This is a genomic window from Mesorhizobium sp. M0954 (assembly GCF_040319155.1).
Lineage (GTDB): Bacteria > Pseudomonadota > Alphaproteobacteria > Rhizobiales > Rhizobiaceae > Mesorhizobium.
On record NZ_JAMYNR010000004.1, the window covers coordinates 62,114 to 87,153 of the forward strand.

The window sequence follows — 25,040 nt, forward strand, 5'->3', positions numbered from 1 at the left end:
GTTGTTAGTTGAGCGGTGCGACGCAAAGTGCGCCGTCCTCGAGAAAGGCCTGTACCGGCCTTCCTCGCGAGGAGGCGTCCATCTCCTCGGCAGTGCGGTACCAGCCGTCCACCGCCAGAAGTTCGGCTTCGTTTTTCCGGCAAAAGATGCGAGCCGCGGAATTTCCCGTGGCGCCGGCGAACGCACGTCCACGCAGCGTGCCGTAGACGTGGATCGATCCTCCGGCGATGATCTCGGAACCGGAACTGACGGAGCCGACAATGACCACATCGCCATCGGGATGAAAGATCGACTGGCCGGAGCGGATCGGTGCCTTGATCATCAATGAGTTCGGCGCCTGCGGCTCTTCCGTCTTGGCCTCAGCTGCGGCCTTCGGGTCCGGCTGCACGTAAAGCGCGTCGGCGGTGGCCTCCTTGGCGCCAACGAGGAGCGGCGGCAGATCGGCATCGAGAGCTACATTGCCATCGGCCTCGATCGCGTAGATGCGAATCCCGCGCTCCGCGAGTTGTAAGACCAGATCCCGCATCTCGCCCACCTCGGGCTTGAGTATATTCAGATCGAGCACGACCGGGCGGCCGGCAAAGAAGCCGGGAGAGTTTTCGGTCCAGTGATCGAGGCTTTGCAGCCATTCCCCTAGCGGGGCCTCAGGGGTGAGGGTGAAGGCTACAAACGAGCGCGCTCGAAAGCGTATGGACTTGTTTTGAATGGGAGCGACGCAGGTCACAGAGGCGAGTCCTTACTGATTGGTTAAGGCTAGCCCGGCATGGTTAACGAAAAGTTAATGGCGGCTTTCCGAGGCGTTGGCGGAGGCATTCTTTTTGTCCCTGATCGTCCCGCCGGCGCCCTGCTTCCGGTGCACGACGAGGTCCTCCTCGCGGCTGCCTGGAGGCGCCTCCAGTTCACGAGGTCGGCCGACCGGTATATTGTTGCCGGAACGCCGGGCCTATTAAGGAGTTATCGATTTGACAAGCGTTGCCAGGGGACCTGTCGCGGATCGCGGTCGCGCTGCCTATGACCTTGGCGCGACCGCCATCTTTGCTTCCAAATCAGACCCGCGCTTTCACTATTGCCTGTATGTGCCTCCCGCGGTTGGGGAAGGGGCCAAAGTCGATCTGATGGTCGCTGTCCATGGCACCGGCCGCACCTCTTTTCTTGGATTCCGCGACGCGTTTTCCGAGTTCGGACGCTGGAACGGCTGCGCCGTTTTGTGTCCGCTGTTTCCAATCGGCGTTCTCGGGGATGATGCCCGCAGCGGGTACAAATATTTGCTCGAGGGCAACATACGCTACGATCAGGTGCTGCTCGCCATGGTTGAGGAGGTCAGCGCCAAATACAGTCAGGATTGGAGCCGCTTTGCCATGTTCGGATTTTCCGGCGGCGGACATTTCACGCATCGTTTTGCTATCCTGCATCCCGACAGGCTCTGGGCGGCCTCAATCGGCGCGCCAGGTTCGGTGACCTTGCTCGATCCGACGCATGACTGGTGGGTGGGCATTCGCGATCTGCCGGAGAAGTTCGGCATCACCTTCGATGCCGCAGCGCTGGCAAAAGTGCCTTTCCAGATGATCGTCGGCGGCGCTGACCTGGAGACTTGGGAAATCACTCATGTCCAAGGCAGCACCCATTGGATGCCAGGCGCCAACGATGCCGGGCGAACACGGCCGGAACGCCTCGTGGCATTGTGTCGATCGTTCGAGGAGGCGGGGGCGCGCGTGCGCTTCGATTTGCTGCCAGGCATATCTCATGAACGGGACGCGGTTCTCGATTCGGTCAAGGATTTCCTTGCCCAACAACTCAAGGAACGAGGAAACGTCTCACGATGAATTCGTTGCGCCCCAGCCCGTGAAGAGATTATCGCAATCAAAGCCCGACTACGTCGACCGCATCCAACGCCGATTTGCTGCCAGTGCGTAACGACTAGAGCAACGCTTCGTATTGATTGCCAATCTTGTCGACTGTGAAATCCACCGCCCTGTTTTTCAGCACGGCAGCAGGGGTGGGGTGGTCCAGCGTCTCGGCCATCGCCTTCGCCAGGGCCGCGGCGTCACCGACCGGCACCAAGGTGCCGAAGCGGCCGTCACCGAGTATTTCGCGCGGGCCGTGCGGAGCATCGGTGGAGATTACGGGGACACCGGCGGCCATGGCCTCGACCAAGACGTTGCCAAAGCCTTCGCTCGTGGATGTAAGGACGAACAGATCGGCTGCGGCATAGCAAGCCGCGGGATCGTTGACGTAGCCGGCAAAGAGTACGTCCTGGCCAATGCCGATCTGCTCGGCACAGGCGTGCAATTCGGCAGCCAGCGGACCTTCGCCGAAGATGACAAGCCGGGCAGGGCGGCCGGCGCGCAGGGCAGCGAAGGCCCGCAGCAAAGTCCGGTGGTCCTTGACCGGCACCAGGCGTCCCGCGGTGGCGATGACCGGGCCATCGCCCATCGCCGCCAACGCTGCCTGCCAGGCATAGGAATTCCTCTGCGGTGCTACAGCTGGCGGCAGCGGGTTATTGATGACGACAACCTTCGATTCGGGGAAGCCTCGGGCGATGATGTCACGGCCGACACCCGCCGAAACGGCGATGGCCTTGGTTGCGCGCGCTGCAACCAGCGCGGAAAGCCAGATCGCCAGCCTGGCGCCGAGGCCGCTGGCAGGCAGCGAGGCCGCGGCATGGAAGCTTGGAAAGAATTTTGCCCGGCTTCTGGCCAACATGAGTGACAGCGCCATCACCAGATTGGCGAATTCCGGGGCGCTATAGACCGCATCAGGATCAAGGCGGCGGAACAAATTTGCGCTTCGCACGATGCCTTTCAGCGTCGCCGACTTGGCGTAACCCTCGCCGCGCAAGGGAAGGCCGAAGTCGACCAGATGCACGGCAGCGGAACGCAGCGCGGCGTTAGGGCCTTCCGCGTTCCAGGTAAAAAGCGTGACCTCGTGGCCACGCGATGCCAGTTCATTTGCCATCAGGACGAAAACACGTTCGGCGCCGCCGCCCCTCAGGCTGGCGATGTGGAAAACGATGCGCTTCACCATGCCTTGCTTCAGGCTCGGCTGGCGGCAACGCCTGATCGGTTCGGCGGCCGGCGCATGTCGCGGATGATGCCCATGCCGATGGCCAGCAGCATCCCCAGGGCAAAGCCTGCGAACGCTCCGGCGCCTGCCACCAGGGCAGTGCGCGGGGGCCATGAGCGTGCGGGCGGGGGCACTGCGGTCGAAATCACCTGTACGTTTGTGGTGTCGATCTGCTCGCGCTCGCTGATTTGGCGCGCACGTGACAGGAAGCTCTCATAGACCGCTCTCTTCGACGCGGCATCGCGTTCAAGTTCACGCAGGGCGACTTCGGATTCGCTGTCGGTGAATACATTGCCCTTCAGATCGTTCATCCTGGCGTTGAGAGAAGCCAACGAGGCCCGGGCCTTGTCCAGGCTGGCCTTTGCCGTGCCGACGGTGCGGGAGAACTCGGCCCGGAGTTGCGAGTTGACGGTCTCGAGTTCCGTCCTGAGCCTGACAATCGTCGGGTGGCGCGGACCGAAGGTCATCGACTGTGAGTCGATCTGCTGCCGCAGGCTGTTTGACCTGTCGCGCAGCGCAGCGAGCGCTTCCGAAACCGTGGGGTCGGGATTGGCCCCGTTGATACCGGAGGCAACCAGGGCGTCGTAGCTTGCCTGCGCGGCGATGACACGCGATTGCGCATCGACGATTTCGCCATTGAGCTGCGTCAGCGTCTGCGAACTGACGAGCTGGCCATTGCTGGACGACAGGTTGTGGCTGCGCCTGTAGCTCTCGACCTTCTCTTCGGCTGCCTGCACGTCGCTCTTGAGTTGGCCAAGCCGGCTGTCAAGGGCAGCCGCGGCACGGCTGGCGCCGGCAGCTTCGGCCTTAGCCAGTTCTTCCTGGAAGTTTTTGACTATGGCCTGCGAGATCAGGATCGCCTTGGCGGTGGTTTCCGCAGATACCGAGAGGGTTGTGACAAACGAGGTCGGATCCGCGATGGCGTCTACCCGGTCCGCCAGGTTCTTCAAGGCGATGAGCCTCGGGTCGGGCTTCGCCACAGCGCCGGACGAGGATGTGCTCCGGTCCGGATCGAAAAACTCCGGATCGTGAGTCAGATTCAGTTCGTCCACCACACGGGAAAGCACGTTGCCCGAGGTCAGGATGCGCTGCTTGCTGCGCGTGCTGAGCAACTGGCTATCGACCTGGCCCGGTTGCGAGTAGAGGTCGTTTTCCACAACCTGCAAATTGGATGGGTTGATGAGGACCTCGGTCGTGACGGTGTAACGCTGCTTGCTCAGCAATGCATAGGCGCCGCCGACAATGCCGCCGACTACCGCCAGCATGAAGGCCAGGGCGAGGCCGGCCCGCAGCCAGACGAACAGACGCCGAAAATCGAGCTCAAGGAAATCGCCGATCTTGTCCAGGGTCACCGTTGCGACAGGCTCTGGAGGTTGCGGCGTCACCGGCGCGGAGCTTAGCCCCGCGACTGGGCCATGCTGTTGCAGCAATGCCCTGCGCCGTGCATTGGCGATACGCTCGAATGCACTGTTATTGGAAGCCGTCGCGGAGATAGGGGGTGTGCCGGAACCGGCAGACATGGTGACAACCCTTGTTAAATCATTACGCTTGGCCTGCTCTACAGAAACATCGTTAACATCTTATTTTCCAAGTTGGCCCATTTTACCGCTCTCGCTGTCCGTCCGGCGGACGTTGAAGGGGTCTCGTTGCCCGGAATGCTGTTTGAATACCTTCACCTGGATGGGCCATGAGCTATCCCGCTGCCGCATCGGAACGATTGTTGCCCAGTCGAGCGCGCCGTGAGAACGCGCTGTCGCTGCTGTTTTTCCTATGCGCCGCCTTCGCGCTCCTGCTTCGCTTTACGGTGTCGCCGCAGGTGATGAACATGGTCGTCGACTATACGGCCCAGGGGGGCTCGTTCTACGAGAAGCTGCATTTCGGCACCTATGCGATCTTCCTGGTCCTTGCCGTCGTTCTTTTCAGCCGACCGTTTCTGCTGCAGGGCGACGAAATTGGGATATTCAAAGCGTTGATTCGCTTTTCGGTGCTGATGTTCGCGCTGGTGCCCTATCTGTTCGTCACCGGCCGTGCGGGCTCCTCCGGGTTCATCATCGATTCTTATCTGGTGGCCGGCGCCGCAGGCCTGTTGATGCTGGCCTTGAACGCGGAAGTGCGGCGGGCGTTGGGCGACGTCGTGCTTGGAATGGTGATCCTCAGCGCTGTGCTCGGCACGATCGAAGCGGTGACTCAACATCGATTTATGCCTTACGGTCTCAACGAACTGCAGTTCAGGCCAATTGGCCTATCGGCGCACCCGCTGGCGCTAGGCGCGCTCTGCGCCACAGCCATCGGATTCGTGCCGCTGACGCGCTGGCGCATATGGGTGCGGGTGGCATCGATTCTCGTGTTGCTCGTCGGTTGTGCTGCGTCAGGCGCCCGCGCCGCCCTGATGCTCGCTGCGGGAGAAACCCTCATTCTGCTGCTGTTCGTGCCTTGGCCGCGCCTGACTCTCAAGCACCAGCGGCAGGCCAAGTCCGTCGTGCTGCTGTTCGCCCTGGTGAGCGGCGCAGTGCTGGTGGCCATACTATTTTCGGGCGGGCTGCTGAATCGATTCGGCAACACGATCTTTGACGAGAATTTCATGGCGCGGGTGACGATCTACCAGATATTCGGACTTGTTAGCTGGAAAGACATCCTGTTTGGCATGAACGTCGACGACCTCCTGGCGATCGTCAAAGAGAAGCTGCATCTGCCCTATATCGAGAGCGCTCCGGTGGTCATCACCATGCTCTTCGGCTTGCCGATAGCTGTGCTCTTCATAGTGCTGGTATTCTGGTTCATTTTTCGGCTGCTGCGCGCGGCGCCGCTGCCGGCATGGATCGGCACCATGACCTTCCTGCTTGCTGCGCTGTCGAACAACGCGCTCTCGTCAAAAGCGCCGGATATTACGACTATCGTGGTGTTGCTGCTTGCCTATAGAAACGTGCCGTATAGAAACCAGCCGAAGAGCACGTCTTCGACCGCTGTCGCATCCGAGCCGAAACTGGATCGGCTTGGATAAGCGCAGGCTCCAGACGCATCAGCCGGCGCTATCCACAACCTCGACATTGCCTGCGCGATTGAGCGTGTGGATGCCCGCCCGCGCCCATGCCGGTCCTGGGCCGATCGGGTGGGGCGGTGCAAACAGGACATCGAAGTCGTCAAGGCGATCCAACCGCATCAATCCCAGGCCGCCGCCATAGGCTCTAGACCCGTTTTGCACGGGCAGTAGCAAAGCGTCGCCCTGGCGGATGAAAGCGCCGCCCGGCCGAGTGGCCGAGTGATCGACGGCGACGGGATTGAGCGCGTGCGCAGCCCACGGCCCACGCAGCGCCGGGGCGGAATAGACGGCCATCGTGTCGGACGCGCTGCCGTAACCGAACCGCCCCGTCCCCAACAGCCAGAAACGGCCGTCGGATTCGAGCAGCGTGGCGTCGTTGAAATCCCTGTCCGTCATCAGCACCGTATCGCGTACCCAGCGATCCGGAAACTGCACGGCACGGTAGAGCACCAGTTCTCGCGCCGTAGCGCTTTCAGGGATCATGAAAATCTCGCCGGAGTGAGCGAACACCTGCGGATATGACAGATGATGCGCTTCCTCCAGCACCACTTTCGGTACGCCGAAAGTGCCGTCGGTGCCAAGTTCAGCGACGGAAATCACCCCGCGGCCGGTGGAGTAGGGAAACTCCTCGACAAACAGAAAATGACGGCCGTCGCGCTCGAGAACGAACGGATCGGCGTAGAAGCGCTGCCCGTCATCGGCAAGCACGGTGAAGGGCTTACCATCCAGCAGTCCGGTTTCGGCGACGCCTGGACCGTCGATCAGCCGATAAGCAACCTGCCAATAGAAGGGACGCCGACCACGTCGCAGTTTTTGCACGGCGCGGTCGACTAACCCCCTGCCGAAAAAGGGCAGATAGTGCCCGATAAATCCGCCTTTCTGCAGGGGCGGCGCCGGGCTCTCGGCAATCGGCGCAAGTTTGCCCGCGGAAAAGCGGGCGACACATTGGGCAATCAGGGAGATGGCGCCGGCGAGCAGGTCGTTGCTGGTTCGGGACAGCCACAACCGGTCGCTGATCATCGGCCGCGCCCTGGCGACGGCAACGCCGTCGAGGCGCGCGGTGAGTTCGGGCAGCCGCCCGCTCGCCAGCATCTCGGTCATGCCTGCGGCAAAGCTGCTTTGGCCGCAAAATTCGAGCGTCAGGACAGGCGTGCCGCGTCGTGCGGCGGTAGCCGTGAGATCGACTATAAGATCGACTGGGCCGGTGTCGCCGGACGGCAACGGCCGGGAACGGCTTGCCAGTGAGGGGCCGAAGCGCCGGCCCTCGAGCGCCAGCACATTATCCATCGTGCGCGCATTGGGTTCAGGCGTCGGCGCGCGGCAACTCGAAACCGCATGTCCAGCCGCACTCAACCGCGCCAGAAGCTCATTTTCCCAGCGCCGGGATGGGTCGGCGTGGCCGATGATTAAAATATTAGTCAATCCAATATATTCTTTTTCAAGACTACTGCCATAGACTACTTGTCAGCCCAACCTTTCACAAGAGTTAAACCGGGAGAACGCGGCCTTGGTTGTTAATCATATATTAAGAATTGAGATCACGAAGGCGCTTTCCGGCGCTATTATGACTCTTGCGGGCAATAGTCGGCATGTCCCGAAGGCTGCAGGCGACCAGGATCAGCGATGAACGTCCTTTCACGTCCAAAACTGCCATCCAGGCAGAAACTGCTGATCGTGTTCGGCACTAGGCCGGAGGCACTCAAATGCTTTCCAGTGGCGCGTGCCGCCCTCGCTCATCCAGGCTTCATCACCGAAATATGCATAACCGCCCAGCATCGTGAAATGGTCGACCAGGTTGTCGAGCTGACCGGCTTGCCTGTGCACCACGATCTCAACATCATGCAACCCGGCCAGTCGCTGTTCGATGTGACCTCGCGCGTGCTCCTGGGCATGGCCGAGGTGTTGGACAAGGCGAAGCCCGATATCGTCATGGTACAGGGCGACACCACCACGGCAATGGCCGCGGCTCTTGCTGCCTTCTACAAGCGTATCCCCGTCGCTCATGTCGAAGCAGGATTGCGCAGCCACAACATCAACTCGCCGTTTCCTGAAGAACTGAACCGCAAGATTGCCGGCGACATCGCCACCTGGCATTTTGCGCCGACCGTTCAAGCGCGCGACAATCTCATCGCCGAAGGAAAGGCCGAAAGCACCATCTTCGTGACCGGCAACACGGTGATCGACACGCTGTTGCATTTTTCAAGCGCGATCGATGCCGACAGGCTGATGAAGGCGAAGCTCGCTGCCAGCTTCCCCTTCCTCGACCCTTCCAAGAAGATGATCCTCGTTACCGGACATCGCCGCGAGAATTTTGACGGCGGCATCCAGCGCATCTGTACGGCGTTGAAGGGATTGGCGGCGCGCGGAGACGTGCAGATCGTCTACCCTGTCCATCCAAACCCCAATGTGCGCTCGGTGGTCAACGCAGAGCTGGAAGGCGTGCCGAACATCCATCTGGTCGAGCCGCAGGACTATCTGCCGTTCCTGTACCTGCAGAAGCAGAGCTATCTGGTGCTTACCGATAGCGGCGGCGTGCAGGAAGAAGCGCCTTCGCTCGGCAAGCCGGTGCTGGTGATGCGCGAAAATACCGAGCGACCCGAGGGGATCGTGGCCGGCACCGCCCGCCTTGTCGGCACCGATGTCGAGAAAATCCTGTTCAACGCCAATCGCCTGCTCGACGATCAGGCTGCCTATCGCGGCATGGCGGAACGACACAACCCATATGGCGATGGCCGGGCCAGTAACCGGATTGTTGAGGAACTGCTGCATCATGGCTGAAATCAAAACCGTTTCCGTAGTCGGCATGGGATATATCGGCCTGCCGACCTGCGCCATTTTTGCCAGCCGCGGGCTCAACGTCATTGGCGTCGATGTCAACGGAGCGGTGGTCGAGAAGGTCAATCGTGGCGAAATCCACATCGTCGAGCCGGACCTTGACGGTCTGATCCAGAAGGTCGTGGCGAACGGCAAGCTCATGGCCTACAGCACGCCGCAGCCGGCGGACGCCTATATCATCGCCGTGCCGACCCCGATGACCCACGATCATAAGCCGGACGTGACCTACGTGCTCGCGGCGGCACGAAGCATCGCCCCCGTGCTGAAGCGCGGAGACCTTGTGGTATTGGAATCGACATCGCCGGTTGGAACCACGCGTATCATGACCGGGCTGCTTGCCGAGTTGCGGCCTGATCTCAAATTTCCTGTCCAGCATGGCGAAGACGCCGATGTGCTGGTCGCCTATTCCCCCGAGCGTGTGCTGCCGGGAAAGGTGCTGACCGAGCTGATCAACAACGATCGCTCGATCGGCGGATTGTCCCGCAAATCGTCGGAGCGGACCGCGGCACTCTATTCGACCTTCGTCACCGGCGACCTGTTCATGACAACGGCCGAAAGTGCTGAGCTGGTGAAACTGACGGAGAACGCGTTCCGCGACGTCAACATCGCCTTTGCCAACGAGCTTGCCGCCGTGTGTCAGGATCTGTCGCTCAATGTATGGGAAGTGATCGATCTCGCCAATCGACACCCTCGCGTGAACATCCTCCAGCCGAGCCCGGGCGTTGGCGGTCACTGCATTGCGGTCGATCCATATTTTATCATCGACGCCGCACCCAACAGCACGCGGCTGATGGCTTCGGCACGCCGGATCAATTCCGAACGGCCCATGTCGGTGGTCAGGGATATCGAGGCCTTGCTTGACCCCTCCCGCAAACAGACGATCGCCTGTCTTGGCCTCAGCTTTAAAGCCAACATCGACGATTTGCGCGAGAGCCCGGCCGTCGAGGTGGTGAAACTTCTGTCCGATATCCCCAATGTGAAGATCATTGCGGCTGAACCCAACACAAATGCGCTGCCGCATGAGCTCGAGGGCAGGGGCATCGTGTTCACCGACGCACTTTCGGCCATCGACAAGTCCGATATCGTCGTCCTCCTGGTCGACCATCGGCAGTTCAATCTGGTCGACCCCGAAGCGCTCAAGGATAAGAAGCTCGTCGATACGAGGGGTCTGTGGACATGGCGCAAGGCACGCAAGCCCGACGCCCGCATCGAAGGCAAGAAACCAGAGGTCGCACAAGTGACACCTGCAAGGGAGCAGGCCGCATGAACGCGCACGCCCCGGCATGGGCGCAGCATTCCCTGTTGGCATCACGGCGCCGGGAGTTCCTTGGCGCACCGATCCATGCGCTGACCATGGCCGAGACACTGGCCATCGCCGACGAGGCGATGACCCTGGGGCGGCCGCTGCATCATGTGGTCGTGAACGTCGCCAAACTGGTGACCATGCGCCAGAATGCCGAGCTGCGCGAGGACGTGGCCGGGGCGGACGTGGTCAATGTCGATGGCATCGGCGTGCTTTGGGGTGCACGTCTGTGCGGCGTCGCGCTGCCCGAGCGGGTGGCGGGCGTCGACATCATGATCAATCTGCTGAGCCTCTGCGCGAAGCGTGGATTCAGGCCGTATCTGCTGGGGGCCGAACAGCACGTTCTCGACGCGGTTGTAGTGAGACTTGCCAAGGACCATCCGAGCCTCGTCATAGCGGGAATGCGCAACGGCTATTTCAAGCCGGAGGACGAGGCCGGGATCGTCGCGGCGATCAACGCCTCGGGCGCCGACTGCCTGCTGGTGGCCATGCCGACACCGCGCAAGGAACGCTTTCTCAAACGCTACCGCGATGAACTCGCCTCAAGTTTCGTGATGGGCGTGGGCGGCAGTTTCGACGTCTATGGGGGCAAGGTTGCCCGCGCGCCGAAGCTGATACAAGCGGCCGGCCTGGAGTGGCTGTTCCGCGTCGTCCAGGAGCCGCGACGCTTGTGGCGCCGCTACTACGATACCAACACTGCCTATGCGGGACTGCTGTGCCGGGAGTTCTGGGAGCGTCGCTGGCGCCGAAACGCCGGTTTATAGTTTCGCCTACGGGGCTCCAGCGGCGCGGCGCCTAATGTCCGGAACGCAGGCGTCGCCCCCTTTCGACCACAGGCTTAGGATCGCGAAGACTGTTCCAGGCCAGAGCGCTTTCCAACGCCGTATATTTCCCGGTTGCGATCTCCTGGCATATTTTCATTAGTGCTCCGCCAGCGGCGCGCGCAAGTGAGCCGCCCACGCTTATCCGCCGTACACCGGCCTCGGCAATCTGCTCGAATGTGAGACCGGAAACACCTTGGCCAAGGACATGATTCACTGGTGCACTGACAGAGCTGCAAATCTGCTCGAGAGACGCCAGGTCCGGGACGCCCGGCGCATACAGCACCTCAGCGCCAAGAGCTTCGAAGGCCTTCAGGCGGCGAATTGCCTCGTCGAGACCATATACGCCTTTACCCATCCCATCGGCGCGGGCGGTGAGTACGATGTCGTATTTTCGAGCAGCCGCAACCGCCGCCGCTACACGTGCCATCGCGGTATCAAAATCGCGTATTGGCTGGCCGGGATTTGGTTGTCGATCTTCGATCGAAAGTCCAGCCAATCCCGCTTCGGCGGCAAGCCGGACGGTTTCAGCCACGCCTTCTGGTGTGTCTTCATAACAATCTTCCAAATCGGCAGTGACCGGCACGGTCGTCGAGGCTGCGATCTCGGCGGCATATGCCAAGCTTTCGGCGCGGCCGACTTCCTTTGCTCCGTCCTTCTTCCCCTTCGAAAAGGCGTAGCCCGAAGAGGTGGTCGCCAGCGCCCTAAAACCCAGACCAGCCATCATCCGCGCGCCGGCTACGTCCCAAGGGTTTGGGATCACGAAGCAGCCGGATTTATGAAGAGCGCGAAATTGTTTAACCTTCTTGGATCGGGAAATCACATTGCCCCCTCAGACTTGGACAAGAAGCCGGGTTCGACTAAATGCCGATGATTGCAGCTTTTCAATCATCCGTTTCTCGCCCGACTGCGATCCCGCGGATTCGTTGGCATTTTTCCGCCGAGCGCGACGTGCGGACCATTATGGCGCCTCGCTCTCATGACCCGAACACCCGGAGACCGAATGTCGGATATGCAACGAGCCCGTCCCCGGCAAGGTACACCATGTGTTGTAAGCCTCAGAAATACCTGCTTACAGATCGCTTGGAAATTACGCGATCCGTAGCCGCGCTCGCAGCTGGGCGACGAATTGCGTCGCTGCCACGGGGTGGAACAACGAGGTCAGCCCGAAGAAAACCGCGGCGCCGGTGGTGCCGCCGGCGACAAGCGAGAAGATCGCCGGCAGGTCGCCGGCCACCATGCTGGCAAGCTTGGCGGCCACCCCCGTGCTGAGCGAGATGATTACCGAAACACCGATGTCGCGCCACGGCACCGGCACCGGTGTGAGCCGCTCGCTGATGATGATGCAGGTTATGGAGCCCACCACCGAGCCGCCCGCCAGCGCCAAAGCGGCGCCGATCTCCGCCATCGGGGGGATCAACAGCAGGGACAATGCGATTGTTGCCACCGAGCCGAAGAGATTGGCGATGATCAGCAGCCACGGCCGCTTGTGCGCGTGCACCACGACGCCATAGACGAAGCTGGTGAGGTTGGCGCACAGCACGCTGAAGGCAATGATCGGAAACAGCAGGCCGAAGCGGCCGTGATATTGCGAGGGCAGCATGAGCTCGGTGATATCGCTGCTGAGCGCGACCAGCATCGCTGCAATCGGCAGGCAAAGCCGCATCATCAAGGCCATTAACTGCGACAGCAACCGACCCGATGCCGCGGGCCCATCCTCGTCGAACCGGCTAACCACCTCGGGAAAGGCGCCCATGTTGATGGCGTTGGCGACCATATCGATCGGCTGGCGGGCCAGCGCATAGGCTGCGGCGAAGATCGCCACGGCGCTGGCATCGTAATAGAACTTGAGGAACAGACGCTCCGCGCTGTTGAGCCCGAAGCCAACCAGCGCCATGATGATCAGCGGCACACCGAGCGCAAAGAAGTCCCTGTGGGTGAAACGCGGCGGACCGGCAACGAGCCGTCGCGATGCCATGATGCCCGCCACGATGCCGGCAATCAAGGCGCCGAGGCTCGAGCCGAGCGACACCGTCAGAAAGCTATCCTGAAAGACAAGGATAGCGCCGATCGGTAACGCGAGTTGCAGCAGGGCACGCAGGGCTTCTAGCATCGAATAGACCGAATGGCGCTGCTGCATCTGCAGCACCGTCAACGCGAAGCGGCTGATGGACCCGGCGACCAGATAGCCGCAGACTGCGATCGCGAACTCGATCCAGCGTTCAGGCACGATCACCGCCGACGCGCCTACCGATATGACCAGCGCCAGTGCCGTGGTGGCAAGCAACACCTGCCCGGCCAGCATCAGGCTGCCGCGGCTGACTTCGCCCTTGCCGCCAAGCCTGAGCAAGGCGATGCGCAGCCAGTTGGTGACGGCAATGTCGGTCATTTCGCCGACGGTCACCACCAGGGTGAGCAGGCCATACTCGGTCTGGTCGATCAAACGCGTCACGACGACCAGCAGGAGCAGCGCCGAAATTCGCGTCAGCAGGATCGCCGGAGCATAAATGAGCGTGGAACGGAGCAGCAAGGGCGTGTCCCTGGAAAACTCACCTTCGACTAGCCGCCGACTGGCGGAAAATCCAGCCCGATGACGCCGAAGGGTGAACAGATTCAGTTTGAACTAAAAGATTTGCCGTAAAACTTATCGGGAACGTTTGCTTTGCAGTTACCCGGTCTGTGTTATTTAGAGTACCATCATGTTGCAGCGCCTCATATCCGATCGAAAAATACATGTCCTGGTCGCGACGCCCTCGGGCGTTTCGGGGCAGGGCGGCATCGACCGCATCATGGGCGCGCTGAAGCAGGAGTTCGAACGGCAAGAAATCGCCGACATCGATGTGTGCTTCCTTGCCAGTCGTGGCCCGGGGCATGTCGGACTTTCGATCTTCTATATGCTCGGTTTTTGCTTACGGATGCTTAAAGCGCGTCTGGCTGGACGCGCCGATGTCATTCATATCAACATCTCAGTTTCCGGCAGCACCTACCGCAAGATGGTGATCGCCGCCTGCGCACGGCTGCTGTCGATACCCTATGTCCTGCATTTGCACGGGGCGCAGTATCAGACATTCTGGAAAGCCGACCGCGGTTTCATTAGCCGCCGTATCAAAGCTCTGTTCGAGCATGCCGATCGGGTGATCGTTTTGGGCAGGCTTTGGCGCGATTTCGTCGCCAGCCGGGCGCCGGGCGCAGCCGGCAATATCGTGATCGTGCCCAATGCGACCGAAGTCCCGTCGCTGGCGCATGTCGGCGGCGGCGACCATGTGCATATCCTGTTCCTGGGCCGCATCGGCGACCGCAAGGGCGTACCGCAATTGCTCGAGGCACTGCACCGCATGAGCCCTGTCAAGAATTGGCGTGCCACGATTGCCGGCGATGGCGAAGTCGAGGCGGCACGGGGAAAATCGGCCGCGCTGGGGATTGCAGACCGGATCGCCTTTCCGGGTTGGGTGGGACCGGACGATGTCGCATCGCTGATTTCTTCGGCCGATATTCTGGTTCTTCCATCCTTCGCCGAAAATCTGCCGATGTCGGTGATCGAAGGCATGGCAGCCGGTTTGGCGGTGGTGGCGACCCCGGTTGGCGCCGTCGAAGACATAATCACCGACGGGCAATCCGGGCTGCTGGTGCCGCCAGGCGATGTTACAGCGTTGACCGAGGCGCTGAGCCGCCTCGTGGAGAACCCGGCACTGCGGGCAAGGCTTGGTGCCGGTGCCATGGCCGTGCATCGGGAACGGCTTGAGCTCGCCCCGTTTGTTGGCGCAATCTGCGATGTCTGGCGGTCGGCCGCGTCAAGCCGTCAACCGGTCAAGCGCTGAGGCCGACGATCGCGGCGGCGCGTCGAGCCTGAATTCGCGGTGGAATATCTCCAAATTCAACAGCGCCCATATCAGCTTTTCGTGGTCTGCAGCACGCGTTGTGTGTTCCGAGACGATTTGATCTAGCTGTTTCGGACTCAGATAGCTGCGAATGACGGAGTGAGGCGAGCAAAGATGGTCATGCACGTAGTTCCTCATCGATCCGCGAAACCATTCGGCGACCGGTACCTTGAACCCGACCTTGCGGCGGCTGAGAATTTCCTCCGGGAGGATATTGGCCATGCTGTCGCGCAGGATCTGCTTGCTGTGCAACCAACCCAGCCTGTAGCGATCGGGCAATTTGCTAACGAATGAAACCAGGTCTCGATCGAGGAACGGCATTCTTCCTTCGATTGAACCGGCCATCATCATGTGGTCGCCTCGTTCCAGGAGATTGTCAGGCAGCCACGATGTCTGATCGAAAAACAGCACGCGGCGAAGATGGGAAGCCGCAGCGCTTGACGAGAACGGAAAGTCGTTGCGCTCATAACGGCGATTTGCGGACGCGCCGATCAGGCAGGCGCTCTGCTGCGCCGAAACGGCTCCAAACCAGGAGACCATCCGGGCGGCAAAGTCCCTTTCGCCCGCGGTGCGGGCAAATGTATCGACCTTGGCCGACGCGCCCGGCATGGCGCGTGCCAAAGGGGAAAGGACGTTATCGTGCAGCGAGGCTGGAACAAGCGACTGGTAGATCCCGGCCAGTGATTCCGCGCGATGCTTGGGATAGCCGCCGAGAATCTCGTCGGCTCCTTCTCCGGTGAGCACCATCTTGACGTCTTGCGAGGCTCGCTCCGACATCAGGTAAATTGGAATATCGCTGCTTTGCGAAACAGGTGCCCCGCGTTGGCGAACCATCGTCGGCAGATGATCCATCAGATCGCCTGGCTGGATTACAAGTTCGCAATGATCGGTCTTGAAATGATCGGCAACGCGTCGGGCGAATGCAAATTCGCTATAGGCTGCGTTGTCGAACCCGACGGAAAACGTGCGAATGGGCGTGGCGCTGTGCCTGGCCATCAGCGCGACGATAGCCGAGGAGTCGAGCCCTCCGGAGAGAAAGGCCCCAAAAGGTGCATCGCTGCGCATCCTGATCTCGACGGAATGGTCGAGCAATTCCAGAAATCGCCGCTTGGCGGTTTTTCCGTCGATCCGCTCGGTAACGGCCGCCTGGTCCGGAGGCGTATAGTAGCGCGTTTCCTTGACTACCCCTTGCGACCAGACAGCATAGCTTCCGGGATTGAGTTTGCGGATCTGTTTGAAGAGCGTGCGCGGTCCCGGCACATAACGCCAGTTCAGATACTCGTGCACGGCATCCAGATCGAGTTCCTGAGCATCTTGCTGCGATGACAACAATGCGTTGATCTCCGAGGCAAATAGCAGCAATTTTTCGCTTTGCATGAGGTAAAGCGGCTTTTCCCCGAAGGGATCCCGGGCGAGGATCAATTCCTGCCTCTGAGCATCCCAGAGTGCAAAGGCGAACATGCCGCTCAGCCGGTCGAACATTGACAAGCGCCACTGATCGTAGGCTCGGAGCAGCACCTCGGTATCGGAGCGCGTTCGAAAATGATGGCCAAGGCCGATCAGTTCCTGGCGCAGCTCGATGTAGTTATATATCTCGCCGTTGAAAATTATTTTGAGACGACCGTCCTCAATCTGCATCGGCTGATTCGACTCGGGCGCTAGGTCAATGATCGCCAGACGGCGATGAACCAATGCCAATTGTTGCTCGCCGGTATTCAGGTCCAATATCTCGGTGCCTTCGGCATCGGGACCGCGATGCCGCAATGCGTTTGACATTTTGGCGGCCCGCTCTTGTGGATTTTTAGCCCTTCGCCCGATCCATCCGGCAATTCCACACATTGTTCCCCCCTAGGCGCGCGCATTCCCCACTCAGTACAACAAATGTGTTAAACACTTCGTGCCAATACAACCCAACCGGGAGAAAGCTGCCACGGGCCGTTCCTCGATCGAGTCTGGCCGTCAGGGGTTGCCACCGGTTGTTCGCTGGTGAGGGCGAGTGATGGCACCTATGGCAGGCCCAATGCCTGCAGCATCTCCGGGTCGGGAACTGGGGGACCATCGGGCGGGATGAGGCTCATCCCATAGGGATTGGAGAACTCCCAGGCAGACCATGGGATCGCGAAGCGTTCGGCCTCTTGGCGCACTGCCTTGAGATAGCGCGAACGGTCGGCCTCAAAGGCGCCCATGCGGCCGTCCGCGGACATGAGGATAGCGCCGAATTCGCCCATGAAGAGCCGCCGGCTGGGAATGCCATGGCCTTCAGCCCAGTCGACAGCCTGGCGAAAGCTCGCCTCCAGTTGGCTCTGGCCCCAGTTCTGCTCGAAATAGTTCGCGATTGCTTGGCGCGCGGTGGCCATGTTCATGACCTGCTCGACCCTGCTCAAGCCGGCAGCGTCCATCCGCGCTCTAAGGGTTTCGGTCACCACTTCGGGTGTACTGCTGTCGGCCGGCCAGGGAAGTCCCGAAGCAAAGCTGATCGTGTCATCGGGCCGCTGGTGGGTGAAGCTGTGCGGCTCATACATATGGAAGCTGTAATAGAGGTTTGGGTCATCAAAGCCGGGGCTGAGGTTGACCAATCCGGCAATGCTGCCGCCGCAGGCGCCGGTTGCAACGATGGTAAGTTCGCTGTTGACCGCTCGAATGTCGTGGACGGTCCCTGCCATGATCCGCTGCCAGTGATCGCTGCCGCTCGCATCGCAAGGGTAGTATGCGGGCTCGTTGTAAGGTTCGAGGGCGACTTTGTCGGTGCCTATCTTGACCAGCATGGCGGCGACCGCCACAACCATGTGACGATAGCGGGCAACGCCCTCGCTGTCGGCGCCGCCATAGATCATCTCCATGCTGTAGTCGGGAACCTGAGTGACGCCATGCAGGTCGAAAACCACCTTGAGGCCGGTCGACGTGATCCGCTCGACGGCGGCGGCAAGTATGTCCAGCGCCTGCTGCCGCTTGGCGTCCCCGCTGGCAAGCAGCGGGCCGGGATCGACGCTCAGCCGGACGAAGTCGAAGCCCATCGATCGGATGTGGGCAAACACCTCCCCGGCCGGCCAGTCGGTGAGCGGCCTGCTTTCCGCAAGCCACTCCTTTTCGCTGCGATAGGGCGGCCAAACGTAGGTTCCGTCTTTCGCCACCGGCGACCAGTTGAGCCACTGATGCACGCCAACGCCGCGCTTGAGAGGGATGGGCTCTGCCTCGGCCGCCACAAGCAAGGCGAGCACCCAGGCAACAAAATACACCGCTTTTCGCATCGCTCCCTCCGCATGCTCGCGGGAGATATTAACCGCAACGAACGGGAAAGAAGATTGCCGGCCCGCAGCTTTTCGACGGCATGGTATACAAGGACCGAAACGTTGACGGGGCGTGCATGAGAATCGGCTGGTACATCAACCGATTGCGCAGCATGGGACCGGCCGAGGTGTTGCACCGGCTGGGCGAGCAACGTCGAAGGATCGCGTCGCGCCGCCGCGATGATGGGTGGGAACGCTATCCATCGCCGCAGTTGCACCCAGTGCTGCCCGGATTTCGCCATGCTGCGCTGGCAGCGACCGACGCTCAACGGCAGGCCATAGCGGCGGCCGCGCAAGAGATGCTTCATGGCCGGTTTTCGGCACTCGGGCGGACATGGCCAAAGCGTGAGCCCGATCGTTTGTTTCCTGCTGAGCTTTGGCGTCTTGATCCGGTAACCGGCAGGCTTTGGCCTGGCGCCGAGGCTCATACTTTCGATATCGATTTTCGCGATGGCGGCGACCTTGGCGATATAAAATATGTCTGGGAGATCAACCGGCTGCAGCAATTGCCAGTACTGGCTGCACACCTGCTCCTCAGCGAGGACAATCGATCCAGGAGTGCCATTGAGGCGGCAATCGGCAGTTGGCATTCCGCCAATCCGCCGTACCGAGGCATTGGCTGGGCTTCCGGCATCGAAGTAGCGCTGCGAGCCATCAGCCTCATCGTCACCCTGGACCTTATCGGTGACCGGCTTGACCCGGCGACGCTGCGGAAAGCCGGTGAGATACTCGCGGCAAGCGCCTATTGGCTGCCGCGGTTTCCGTCGCGATATTCCTCCGCCAACAACCATCTCGTCGCAGAGTTGGCTGGCGAATATCTGGTTGGCCTGGCGCTCGGGGCCGAATCCGAAATTGCCCGCAGCGCCCTCTTAAATGAGACGCACAAGCAGATTCTTGCCGACGGCGCCGGTGCCGAGCAAACGCCGACCTATGCAGCCTTCAGCGCCGAACTCATCTTGCTGTGCGCCGCCGCGGCGCGCCAGGCGGGAACGCCGTTTCCCTCGGCCGTCGAAGCGCGTCTGGGCGCCTTCGCCAATTTCGTCGGCTGGCTGCCACAGAAAGCCGCCCGCTTCGGCGACGACGATGAGGGCCATGTGCTGAAGCTGGGCGACGAGCCGAACTATATCCGATCCGTCGCGGCCGCCATCCACGGCTTACTGGGGACGCCGGGCAACGCGCCGGAGCCTGACGATTTTCGTTCGCTTTTCTTTGGTGCGCCGTCAGGCCCGGCGCCCGCGGTGCATGGCTTGCAGACATTCACGCAAGGCGGGCTCTCCGTCTGGCGCGGAGCAATGAATGGCCGCAATGTCGAACTGACGTTCGACCATGGACCGCTCGGCTATCTCTCGATAGCGGCGCACGGCCATGCCGACGCGCTGTCGCTCACCCTGTGCATCGACGATGAGCCGGTGCTGGTCGATCCCGGCACTTGGCTCTACGGTTCGGGAGGCGCATGGCGCGACTGGTTCCGCTCCACACCGGCGCACAACACGCTGAACATCGAGGGCAAGAGTCAAAGCACCATCGCTGGAAATTTCAACTGGTCGCACAAGGCAGTCGCAGCGCTGGTGGAGAGCGAACCGGAACCGCACTGGAGGCTGAGCGCCCGGCATGACGGCTATAGAAGCCGCTTCGGCGTCGTGCATCAGCGCACTTTGGCGCGCCAGGCCGATGGCATCCTCATCACCGACCAACTGCTCGGCGGCAGGCGCCAGTCCGAGATCGTCTTCCAACTGGCCCCCGGCCTCCATGCCGACCGGCACGAAGATACGGTCGCGGTATTGCGCGGCGACGAGGTACTGTTGGCCATCCGCTTTCCTGATGCTGTGCTCGATATCGGCGCCGGCGGTGACATGCCGGGCCAAGGCGGTTGGGTTTCACTGCGTTTTGGCAGCAGGCAGCAAGCCGAACGCCTCGCCTGGCACGGTGAAGTGGGCGAAGCCGGGATCGATATCCATCTTGCCCCAATTCACCCGCCGCGACAGCAAAAACCGGTGCCAACGTAGAGTTGCCGCGTGAGTTCCAGCCGTATTCGACATTAATTACGTTTGGACATTTAGCGGTTTCGTTACCGTTGATCTGCTAGTCTCGCACCATCCAGCCTGCTTTGCCCGCTGCGCCCCGCAACAGCCACTGGTTGCAGGCGGCGTAGCGAGTTTGGCGGGAATTTTGTGCTTTGCTATTCGCCAGATCGCCTTCTTACGACCCCCAGACTGCCTTCTTACGACCAGGAGCCGCTGCATCAATGTTTTCCGAATTTGCCAGAGCGATTGTGGAAAAGCTTTCGAACGTCAATCTGACCACGCTCGGCCTGCTTCTCCTCACCGCACTGGGCAGCGCGGTGATCGCCTACTGGCGAACTGCCGAACATAAGTCCCTCAGGGACTTTTTCGACTTCGCCTTCCCACAGGAAGTCATCCTGCACCCGTCGGCGCGAGCCGACGCCATGTTCTGGATCACGAAACGGGCGATGATGCCTTTCCTGCTTATTCCTGCCGGCGTCACCTTCGTCGTCGCGGTGGGCTATGGCACACGCGAGGCAATTGGCTGGCTCCTTAACATCCACGCGCCGCTTCTCGGCGCCCCGGCGGGACCGGTGACGATCGTCATCTTCACCGCAACCATGCTGGTCGCCTATGATATTTCATACTACCTCTACCACGTCGCCCAGCACCGTTTCCCGTTCCTGTGGGAATTGCACAAGGTACATCATTCGGCCGAGGTGATGGTGGGGATCACCAAGGACCGGGTTCATCCGCTGGACGATCTGATGAACCGTATGTGGGATGGCGTCATCCCGGGCATCTGCTTCGGGATCTGGAGCCTGATCGCACTCGATCCGGTAGAGGTCGCTATCTTCGGCATCAACGTCTACGTCATCCGCAACATCCTGATGATGGACTTTGTTCGCCATACGCATCTCAAGATATCGTTCGGCCCGTTGAACAACATCATCCTGTGTCCGCACTGGCACCAGGTGCATCACAGCATCGACCCTCGTCATTATGACAAGAATTTCGGCCTGCTTTTTTCGTTCTGGGATCGTCTGTTCGGAACGCAATTTGTCCCGGAGCCCGATGAAGACCTGAAATTTGGCCTGGTCGATCGCGATGTGCGCGATTACCAGTCGCTCTTTGGGCTCTACATCCTGCCGCTCAAGAAGATGGCAAGGCATGTCATGCGACTGTTTCACAGACGGCCCAATGTGGTCGCGCAGCCACAGGACAGTTCTCCTTCATGAACACCGCTGTTTCCATCGACGTCCTAAGCGCGGAGCGCCTGGAAATCGTCCGTTCGGCGGATCGCCTGGCTGCGATCGAAGCCGCTTGGATGGAGCTTTGGCATCGTACCGACGGGCTGATCTTTCAAAGCCATGCCTGGATTTCGGCATGGTGGAGTACCGTACAACGCCGTGACCAGCGCGCGTTGCGGATCGGCCTGGTCTGGAAGGGCGAGAGACTCGTTGCTGTCGTTCCGCTGGCGATCGGCAGGCGCAGGGGGCTGCGGTTTCTCGAATGGGCGGCCGGCAGCTATACCGACTATGGGGATATTCTCGTTGCTCCGGAATGCTCGTTATCGGCGCTGCAGGAGCTATGGACCCAACTCTGCGATGCCGGCGGCTTCGACCTTGCCTTGATCAGTCGTCTCTCGCCGGATGCGGCGGCCCGCAAAATTTTCACGCCGGGAGCTTCCGGCGGCATCAGGCTTCGTCCGTTTCACCGAACGGAAGTCAGCTATCGCGTTGCCGGACAATGGGAAAGCGGAGCGGCATGGTTCGCGGGCCAGTCGAAAAAGACGCGCCAGAACTATCGGCGCGGCATCAAAGCGCTGGAAGAAACCGGAGAGGTGAGATTTCGCCTGCTTGCCCCCGACGAGCCGCTGCAACCGGTACTGGAGCGCCTCGCGGCCTTGAAGCGGAAATGGCTGACCGAGCGCATGCGTGAGTCAGACCTGTTCGAAGAGGGCGTCCCGGTACTCGCCGCGCTCGTCGGTGCGTTGGCGCGCGCCGGCGTGCTGCATATCTTCGTCCTCGAATGCAATGGCGTGATGGTCGCGGTGTCGATCAATTTCGTCCAGCACGACGTGATGATGGCCTTCGTGACGACGTTCGATCCGGATTTCGGCCGGGCGTCGCCGGGTGTGATCCTGTTGATGGATTACGTGCAGTGGTCGATAGATCACGGTTTGAGCATGGTCGATTTCCTCTGTGGCGCAGAGTCGTTCAAACACAAATTCTCAACGCAGGCGGTTACGCTGGAATCCGTCATCGGGACGCGCACGGCACAGGGCGCGCTGGCATTTCTTGCCGATCGTGTCCTCCAGACGGTCAGGCATATGCGCGAGCGGTCATCGGCACCACCAGAGGGACGCGATGCGCCCGCTCAAGCCGAAGCAGCCTTGGACTAAAGCGCGTCGCGTTCGATCGGCCTCATGCAACGCGCTTTAGATTCTTGTTTTATACATGTCGTTATCGCAAAACCGCTGCACACTTTTGCGCGACATGCTTTAGAACGGTTCATCGTTTCACGGAAACGGCCCGCTCGCAAAAAGCTCAAATGAAGCGCGGTATCGGACCGTTTTGCGGCGTGGTGCGGTCGCCGAGGTCGAGGAAGATTTCGTCGATGTAGCACCATCCCCAACCTTCCGGTGGATCGTAGCCTTCGATGACAGGATGGCCGGTTGCCCGAAAATGCTTGGTGGCATGACGGTTGGGCGAGTCGTCGCAGCAGCCGACATGGCCGCATGTGCGGCAGAGCCGCAGATGCACCCACTGCGAACCGCTCTTCAGGCATTCCTCGCAGCCGAGCGCGCTCGGTGTCACGTCGCGAATGTGCCCGGCGTGCCTGCATTCGTCTGCCATCATACGCTCCTGACCAGTTGTGGCGCCACGGCAAGACTGCCGTTTCGCGCGAGATATGCATGCAGCGCTGCAACCACCTGGGCGCCTTCGCCGACGGCAGCGGCGACGCGCTTGATCGAGCCGGAGCGGACATCGCCGATGGCGAACACCCCGCCGCGGTTCGTCTCCAGCGCACCACGTTCCTGGCCAATGTCAGGCCCGGTGCGAACGAAGCCCTTCGCGTCCAACGCCACGCCGCATTGCGCCAACCAGTCGGTGTTCGGATCGGCGCCGATGAACAGGAAGAGGTGGCGGATCGGACGTGCTGTCTCGGTGTCGCGGTTGCGCCAGCGCACTTTGCCAAGATTGCCGTCGTCGCCTTCCAGTGCCGCAATCTGCGTCTCAGCCAGCACTTCGATGTTCGGCTGTGCCCTGACGCGCTCCACCAGATAGCGCGACATGCTCGCATCGAGGCTGCTGCCGCGCGCCAGCAGCCATACCTTCTTCACATGCGCCGCCAGGTAGACGGCAGCCTGACCAGCCGAATTGCCGGCGCCGACCAGGGCTACCTCTTGCCCGGCACAAAGCTGCGCTTCGATCGGCGAAGCCCAGTAATGCACGGAGGTTCCCTCGAATTGCGCCAGGTTTGCCATGTCGAGGCGGCGATAGCGCGCTCCGCTGGCGATCACCACCGACCGTGCCCGCACGGTCTCCCCGCCGCCGACGGCGAGCGTATAGTGGGCACTGGACGTGTCACTTGCGCTGCCCAGCCACTTCGCCTCGTCCGGTATCACCATCTCGACGCCGAATTTCTGCGCCTGGTTGTAAGCGCGCGCCATCAGCGCCATTCCCGAAATGCCGGTCGGAAAACCGAGGTAGTTCTCGATGCGCGAGGAGGCACCCGCCTGTCCGCCGAAGGCACGGCAATCGAGCACGATCGTCGACAACCCTTCGGAAGCCGCATAGACGGCCGCCGCGAGGCCGGCCGGTCCGGCGCCGACAATGGCCACGTCGTACAGCCTGCCGGCGTCGATCGGCCTCACCAGGCCGATGCAGCGGGCAAGCTCGTTCTCTCCGGGATTGAGCAGCAGCTTGCCGTTCGGACAGAGCACGATCGGCAAATGGTGGATGTCGACATGGAAGCGTTCGATCAGGGTCCTGGCGCAGGGATCGGCAGCCGAATCGAGAATGCGATGCGGCTGACCGCTGCGAGCCAGAAAACCTTGCAGCCTCAAAACGTCGCCGCTGTCGACCGGTCCGACAATGATCGGGCCGGCTGTGCCGCTCTCGAGCAGGCCGACACGGCGCAGGATCAGCGCCCGCATGACGCGCTCGCCGAGGTTTGCTTCCTGCACCATCAGGTCCCTCAGTCTTTGCGAGGGGATGACGAGCGCCTCGACCGGCTCGACCGCCTCCACATCCACCAGTGAGGGTCGGGCTGAAAGCTGCGCCAACTCGCCGACGAAATTGCCAGCACCGTGCGTGACGATTGTTTCGCGCCGGCCGAAGCTGCCGCCCTGGATGATATCCACCTTGCCGGACAGGACCACGATCAGACCGGGCGCCAGCTCGCCGGCTTTGACGATCTGTTCGCCTGCAGCATAGGACACGGCTTCGCCGAAACGGCCCATGCGGTCCAGGTCCGCCTCAGCCAGCACTGGAAACATCTGATCGCGACGGGCAATGGAGATCGGATTGGCGGGTTGAGACATGGTTCGAACCTATCGCCGGTTTCCGACAGTTTGAAGCGGTTTTTGCGGCTTGCGGCCGGTAGGAACCTGGCCCGCCTGTCGGTAAACGCTATGTCCTTCGCTTCGCAGTTAACTGATCGCAGCCGTGCGACGGTGTCGTCGCGACGTGCCTCACGATCCGTTGCATCTCCTTGATTTGTTTGATTTGCGCATCCCGGCAAACCCGGCGCATGCTGCTTTAGCCGGCACCTGCCTAAGCCGGCCAGGCCCGGCGGGCCGTCC

Annotated in this window: 19 protein-coding genes; 9 read left to right on the forward strand and 10 right to left on the reverse strand. The window is 61.2% G+C overall.

Annotation, left to right across the window (positions count from 1 at the left end; genetic code table 11):
* Window positions 1–4 precede the first annotated feature (4 nt).
* The gene (gene minC / locus NKH93_RS07040; protein WP_352817232.1) at window positions 5–724 is read right to left on the reverse strand and encodes a septum site-determining protein MinC; all 720 of its coding nucleotides are present in this window, start codon (window positions 722–724) and stop codon (window positions 5–7) included.
* 238 nt (window positions 725–962) lie between these two features.
* Between minC and NKH93_RS07045 the strand changes: the two genes are divergently transcribed.
* Window positions 963–1,823 (forward strand): alpha/beta hydrolase, encoded by an 861-nt coding sequence (locus NKH93_RS07045; protein ID WP_352851241.1) that lies wholly within the window; start codon window positions 963–965, stop codon window positions 1,821–1,823.
* A 94-nt stretch (window positions 1,824–1,917) separates the two neighbouring features.
* Here NKH93_RS07045 and NKH93_RS07050 read toward each other — a convergent pair whose 3' ends face one another.
* Complete coding sequence (locus NKH93_RS07050) at window positions 1,918–3,024, reverse strand: glycosyltransferase (RefSeq protein ID WP_352921077.1); 1,107 nt, start codon at window positions 3,022–3,024, stop codon at window positions 1,918–1,920.
* 8 nt (window positions 3,025–3,032) lie between these two features.
* Window positions 3,033–4,583, reverse strand: coding sequence for a GumC family protein (locus tag NKH93_RS07055; protein ID WP_352472503.1), 1,551 nt, complete (start codon window positions 4,581–4,583; stop codon window positions 3,033–3,035).
* A gap of 167 nt (window positions 4,584–4,750) precedes the next feature.
* Here NKH93_RS07055 and NKH93_RS07060 point away from each other — a divergent pair, with 167 nt between their 5' ends.
* Window positions 4,751–6,064 carry a VpsF family polysaccharide biosynthesis protein gene (locus NKH93_RS07060; protein WP_352472504.1) on the forward strand — a complete coding sequence of 438 codons (1,314 nt, stop codon included), beginning with the start codon at window positions 4,751–4,753 and terminating at the stop codon, window positions 6,062–6,064.
* 18 nt (window positions 6,065–6,082) lie between these two features.
* On the opposite strand, the gene NKH93_RS07065 is transcribed toward NKH93_RS07060, so the two are convergent.
* Entirely contained in the window at window positions 6,083–7,525 is a 1,443-nt protein-coding gene (locus NKH93_RS07065; protein ID WP_352821397.1) for a glucosamine inositolphosphorylceramide transferase family protein, read from the reverse strand.
* Between the two features lie 201 nt (window positions 7,526–7,726).
* On the opposite strand from NKH93_RS07065, the gene wecB reads away from it, so the two are divergent.
* Genes wecB through NKH93_RS07080 form a run of 3 tightly spaced genes read left to right on the forward strand, consistent with a single transcriptional unit; the run spans window position 7,727 to window position 11,005 of the window.
* Window positions 7,727–8,881, forward strand: coding sequence for a non-hydrolyzing UDP-N-acetylglucosamine 2-epimerase (wecB, locus tag NKH93_RS07070; RefSeq protein ID WP_352472506.1), 1,155 nt, complete (start codon window positions 7,727–7,729; stop codon window positions 8,879–8,881).
* The gene (gene wecC / locus NKH93_RS07075) at window positions 8,874–10,205 is read left to right on the forward strand and encodes a UDP-N-acetyl-D-mannosamine dehydrogenase (protein ID WP_352921080.1); all 1,332 of its coding nucleotides are present in this window, start codon (window positions 8,874–8,876) and stop codon (window positions 10,203–10,205) included. Before wecB ends, wecC begins: the two co-directional genes overlap by 8 nt.
* Complete coding sequence (locus NKH93_RS07080) at window positions 10,202–11,005, forward strand: WecB/TagA/CpsF family glycosyltransferase (RefSeq protein WP_031211886.1); 804 nt, start codon at window positions 10,202–10,204, stop codon at window positions 11,003–11,005. Before wecC ends, NKH93_RS07080 begins: the two co-directional genes overlap by 4 nt.
* A gap of 31 nt (window positions 11,006–11,036) precedes the next feature.
* Here NKH93_RS07080 and NKH93_RS07085 read toward each other — a convergent pair whose 3' ends face one another.
* Window positions 11,037–11,885: an isocitrate lyase/PEP mutase family protein gene (locus NKH93_RS07085; protein ID WP_352541697.1), complete on the reverse strand. Its 849-nt coding sequence runs from the start codon at window positions 11,883–11,885 to the stop codon at window positions 11,037–11,039.
* Window positions 11,886–12,152: 267 nt separating this feature from the next.
* Window positions 12,153–13,592 carry a lipopolysaccharide biosynthesis protein gene (locus NKH93_RS07090; protein WP_352541696.1) on the reverse strand — a complete coding sequence of 480 codons (1,440 nt, stop codon included), beginning with the start codon at window positions 13,590–13,592 and terminating at the stop codon, window positions 12,153–12,155.
* A 169-nt stretch (window positions 13,593–13,761) separates the two neighbouring features.
* Between NKH93_RS07090 and NKH93_RS07095 the strand changes: the two genes are divergently transcribed.
* On the forward strand, window positions 13,762–14,880 hold the full coding sequence (locus NKH93_RS07095; RefSeq protein ID WP_352969752.1) for a glycosyltransferase family 4 protein: 1,119 nt from the start codon (window positions 13,762–13,764) through the stop codon (window positions 14,878–14,880).
* Here the strand turns inward: NKH93_RS07095 and asnB are convergent.
* Both asnB and NKH93_RS07105 read right to left on the reverse strand, forming a co-directional pair.
* Complete coding sequence (gene asnB / locus NKH93_RS07100; RefSeq protein ID WP_352683199.1) at window positions 14,854–16,779, reverse strand: asparagine synthase (glutamine-hydrolyzing); 1,926 nt, start codon at window positions 16,777–16,779, stop codon at window positions 14,854–14,856. The two genes, NKH93_RS07095 and asnB, sit on opposite strands and share 27 nt — an antisense overlap.
* A 167-nt stretch (window positions 16,780–16,946) precedes the next feature.
* Complete coding sequence (locus NKH93_RS07105; RefSeq protein WP_352683201.1) at window positions 16,947–18,188, reverse strand: glycoside hydrolase family 5 protein; 1,242 nt, start codon at window positions 18,186–18,188, stop codon at window positions 16,947–16,949.
* A 116-nt stretch (window positions 18,189–18,304) separates the two neighbouring features.
* On the opposite strand from NKH93_RS07105, the gene NKH93_RS07110 reads away from it, so the two are divergent.
* The 3 genes from NKH93_RS07110 (at window position 18,305) to NKH93_RS07120 (ending at window position 22,634) form a co-directional block, all read left to right on the forward strand.
* Window positions 18,305–20,233 carry a heparinase II/III family protein gene (locus tag NKH93_RS07110; protein WP_352821392.1) on the forward strand — a complete coding sequence of 643 codons (1,929 nt, stop codon included), beginning with the start codon at window positions 18,305–18,307 and terminating at the stop codon, window positions 20,231–20,233.
* Between the two features lie 239 nt (window positions 20,234–20,472).
* Window positions 20,473–21,468 carry a sterol desaturase family protein gene (locus tag NKH93_RS07115; RefSeq protein WP_352821389.1) on the forward strand — a complete coding sequence of 332 codons (996 nt, stop codon included), beginning with the start codon at window positions 20,473–20,475 and terminating at the stop codon, window positions 21,466–21,468.
* A complete protein-coding gene (locus NKH93_RS07120; protein WP_352472515.1) occupies window positions 21,465–22,634 on the forward strand; it encodes a GNAT family N-acetyltransferase in 1,170 nt (389 codons plus the stop codon). Before NKH93_RS07115 ends, NKH93_RS07120 begins: the two co-directional genes overlap by 4 nt.
* 145 nt (window positions 22,635–22,779) lie before the next feature.
* Here the strand turns inward: NKH93_RS07120 and NKH93_RS07125 are convergent, their stop codons facing one another.
* Window positions 22,780–23,091 (reverse strand): UBP-type zinc finger domain-containing protein, encoded by a 312-nt coding sequence (locus NKH93_RS07125; RefSeq protein WP_352821385.1) that lies wholly within the window; start codon window positions 23,089–23,091, stop codon window positions 22,780–22,782.
* Entirely contained in the window at window positions 23,088–24,779 is a 1,692-nt protein-coding gene (locus tag NKH93_RS07130) for an FAD-dependent oxidoreductase (RefSeq protein WP_352921086.1), read from the reverse strand. The genes NKH93_RS07125 and NKH93_RS07130 overlap by 4 nt, the downstream gene beginning before the upstream one ends.
* Window positions 24,780–25,040: the final 261 nt, after the last annotated feature.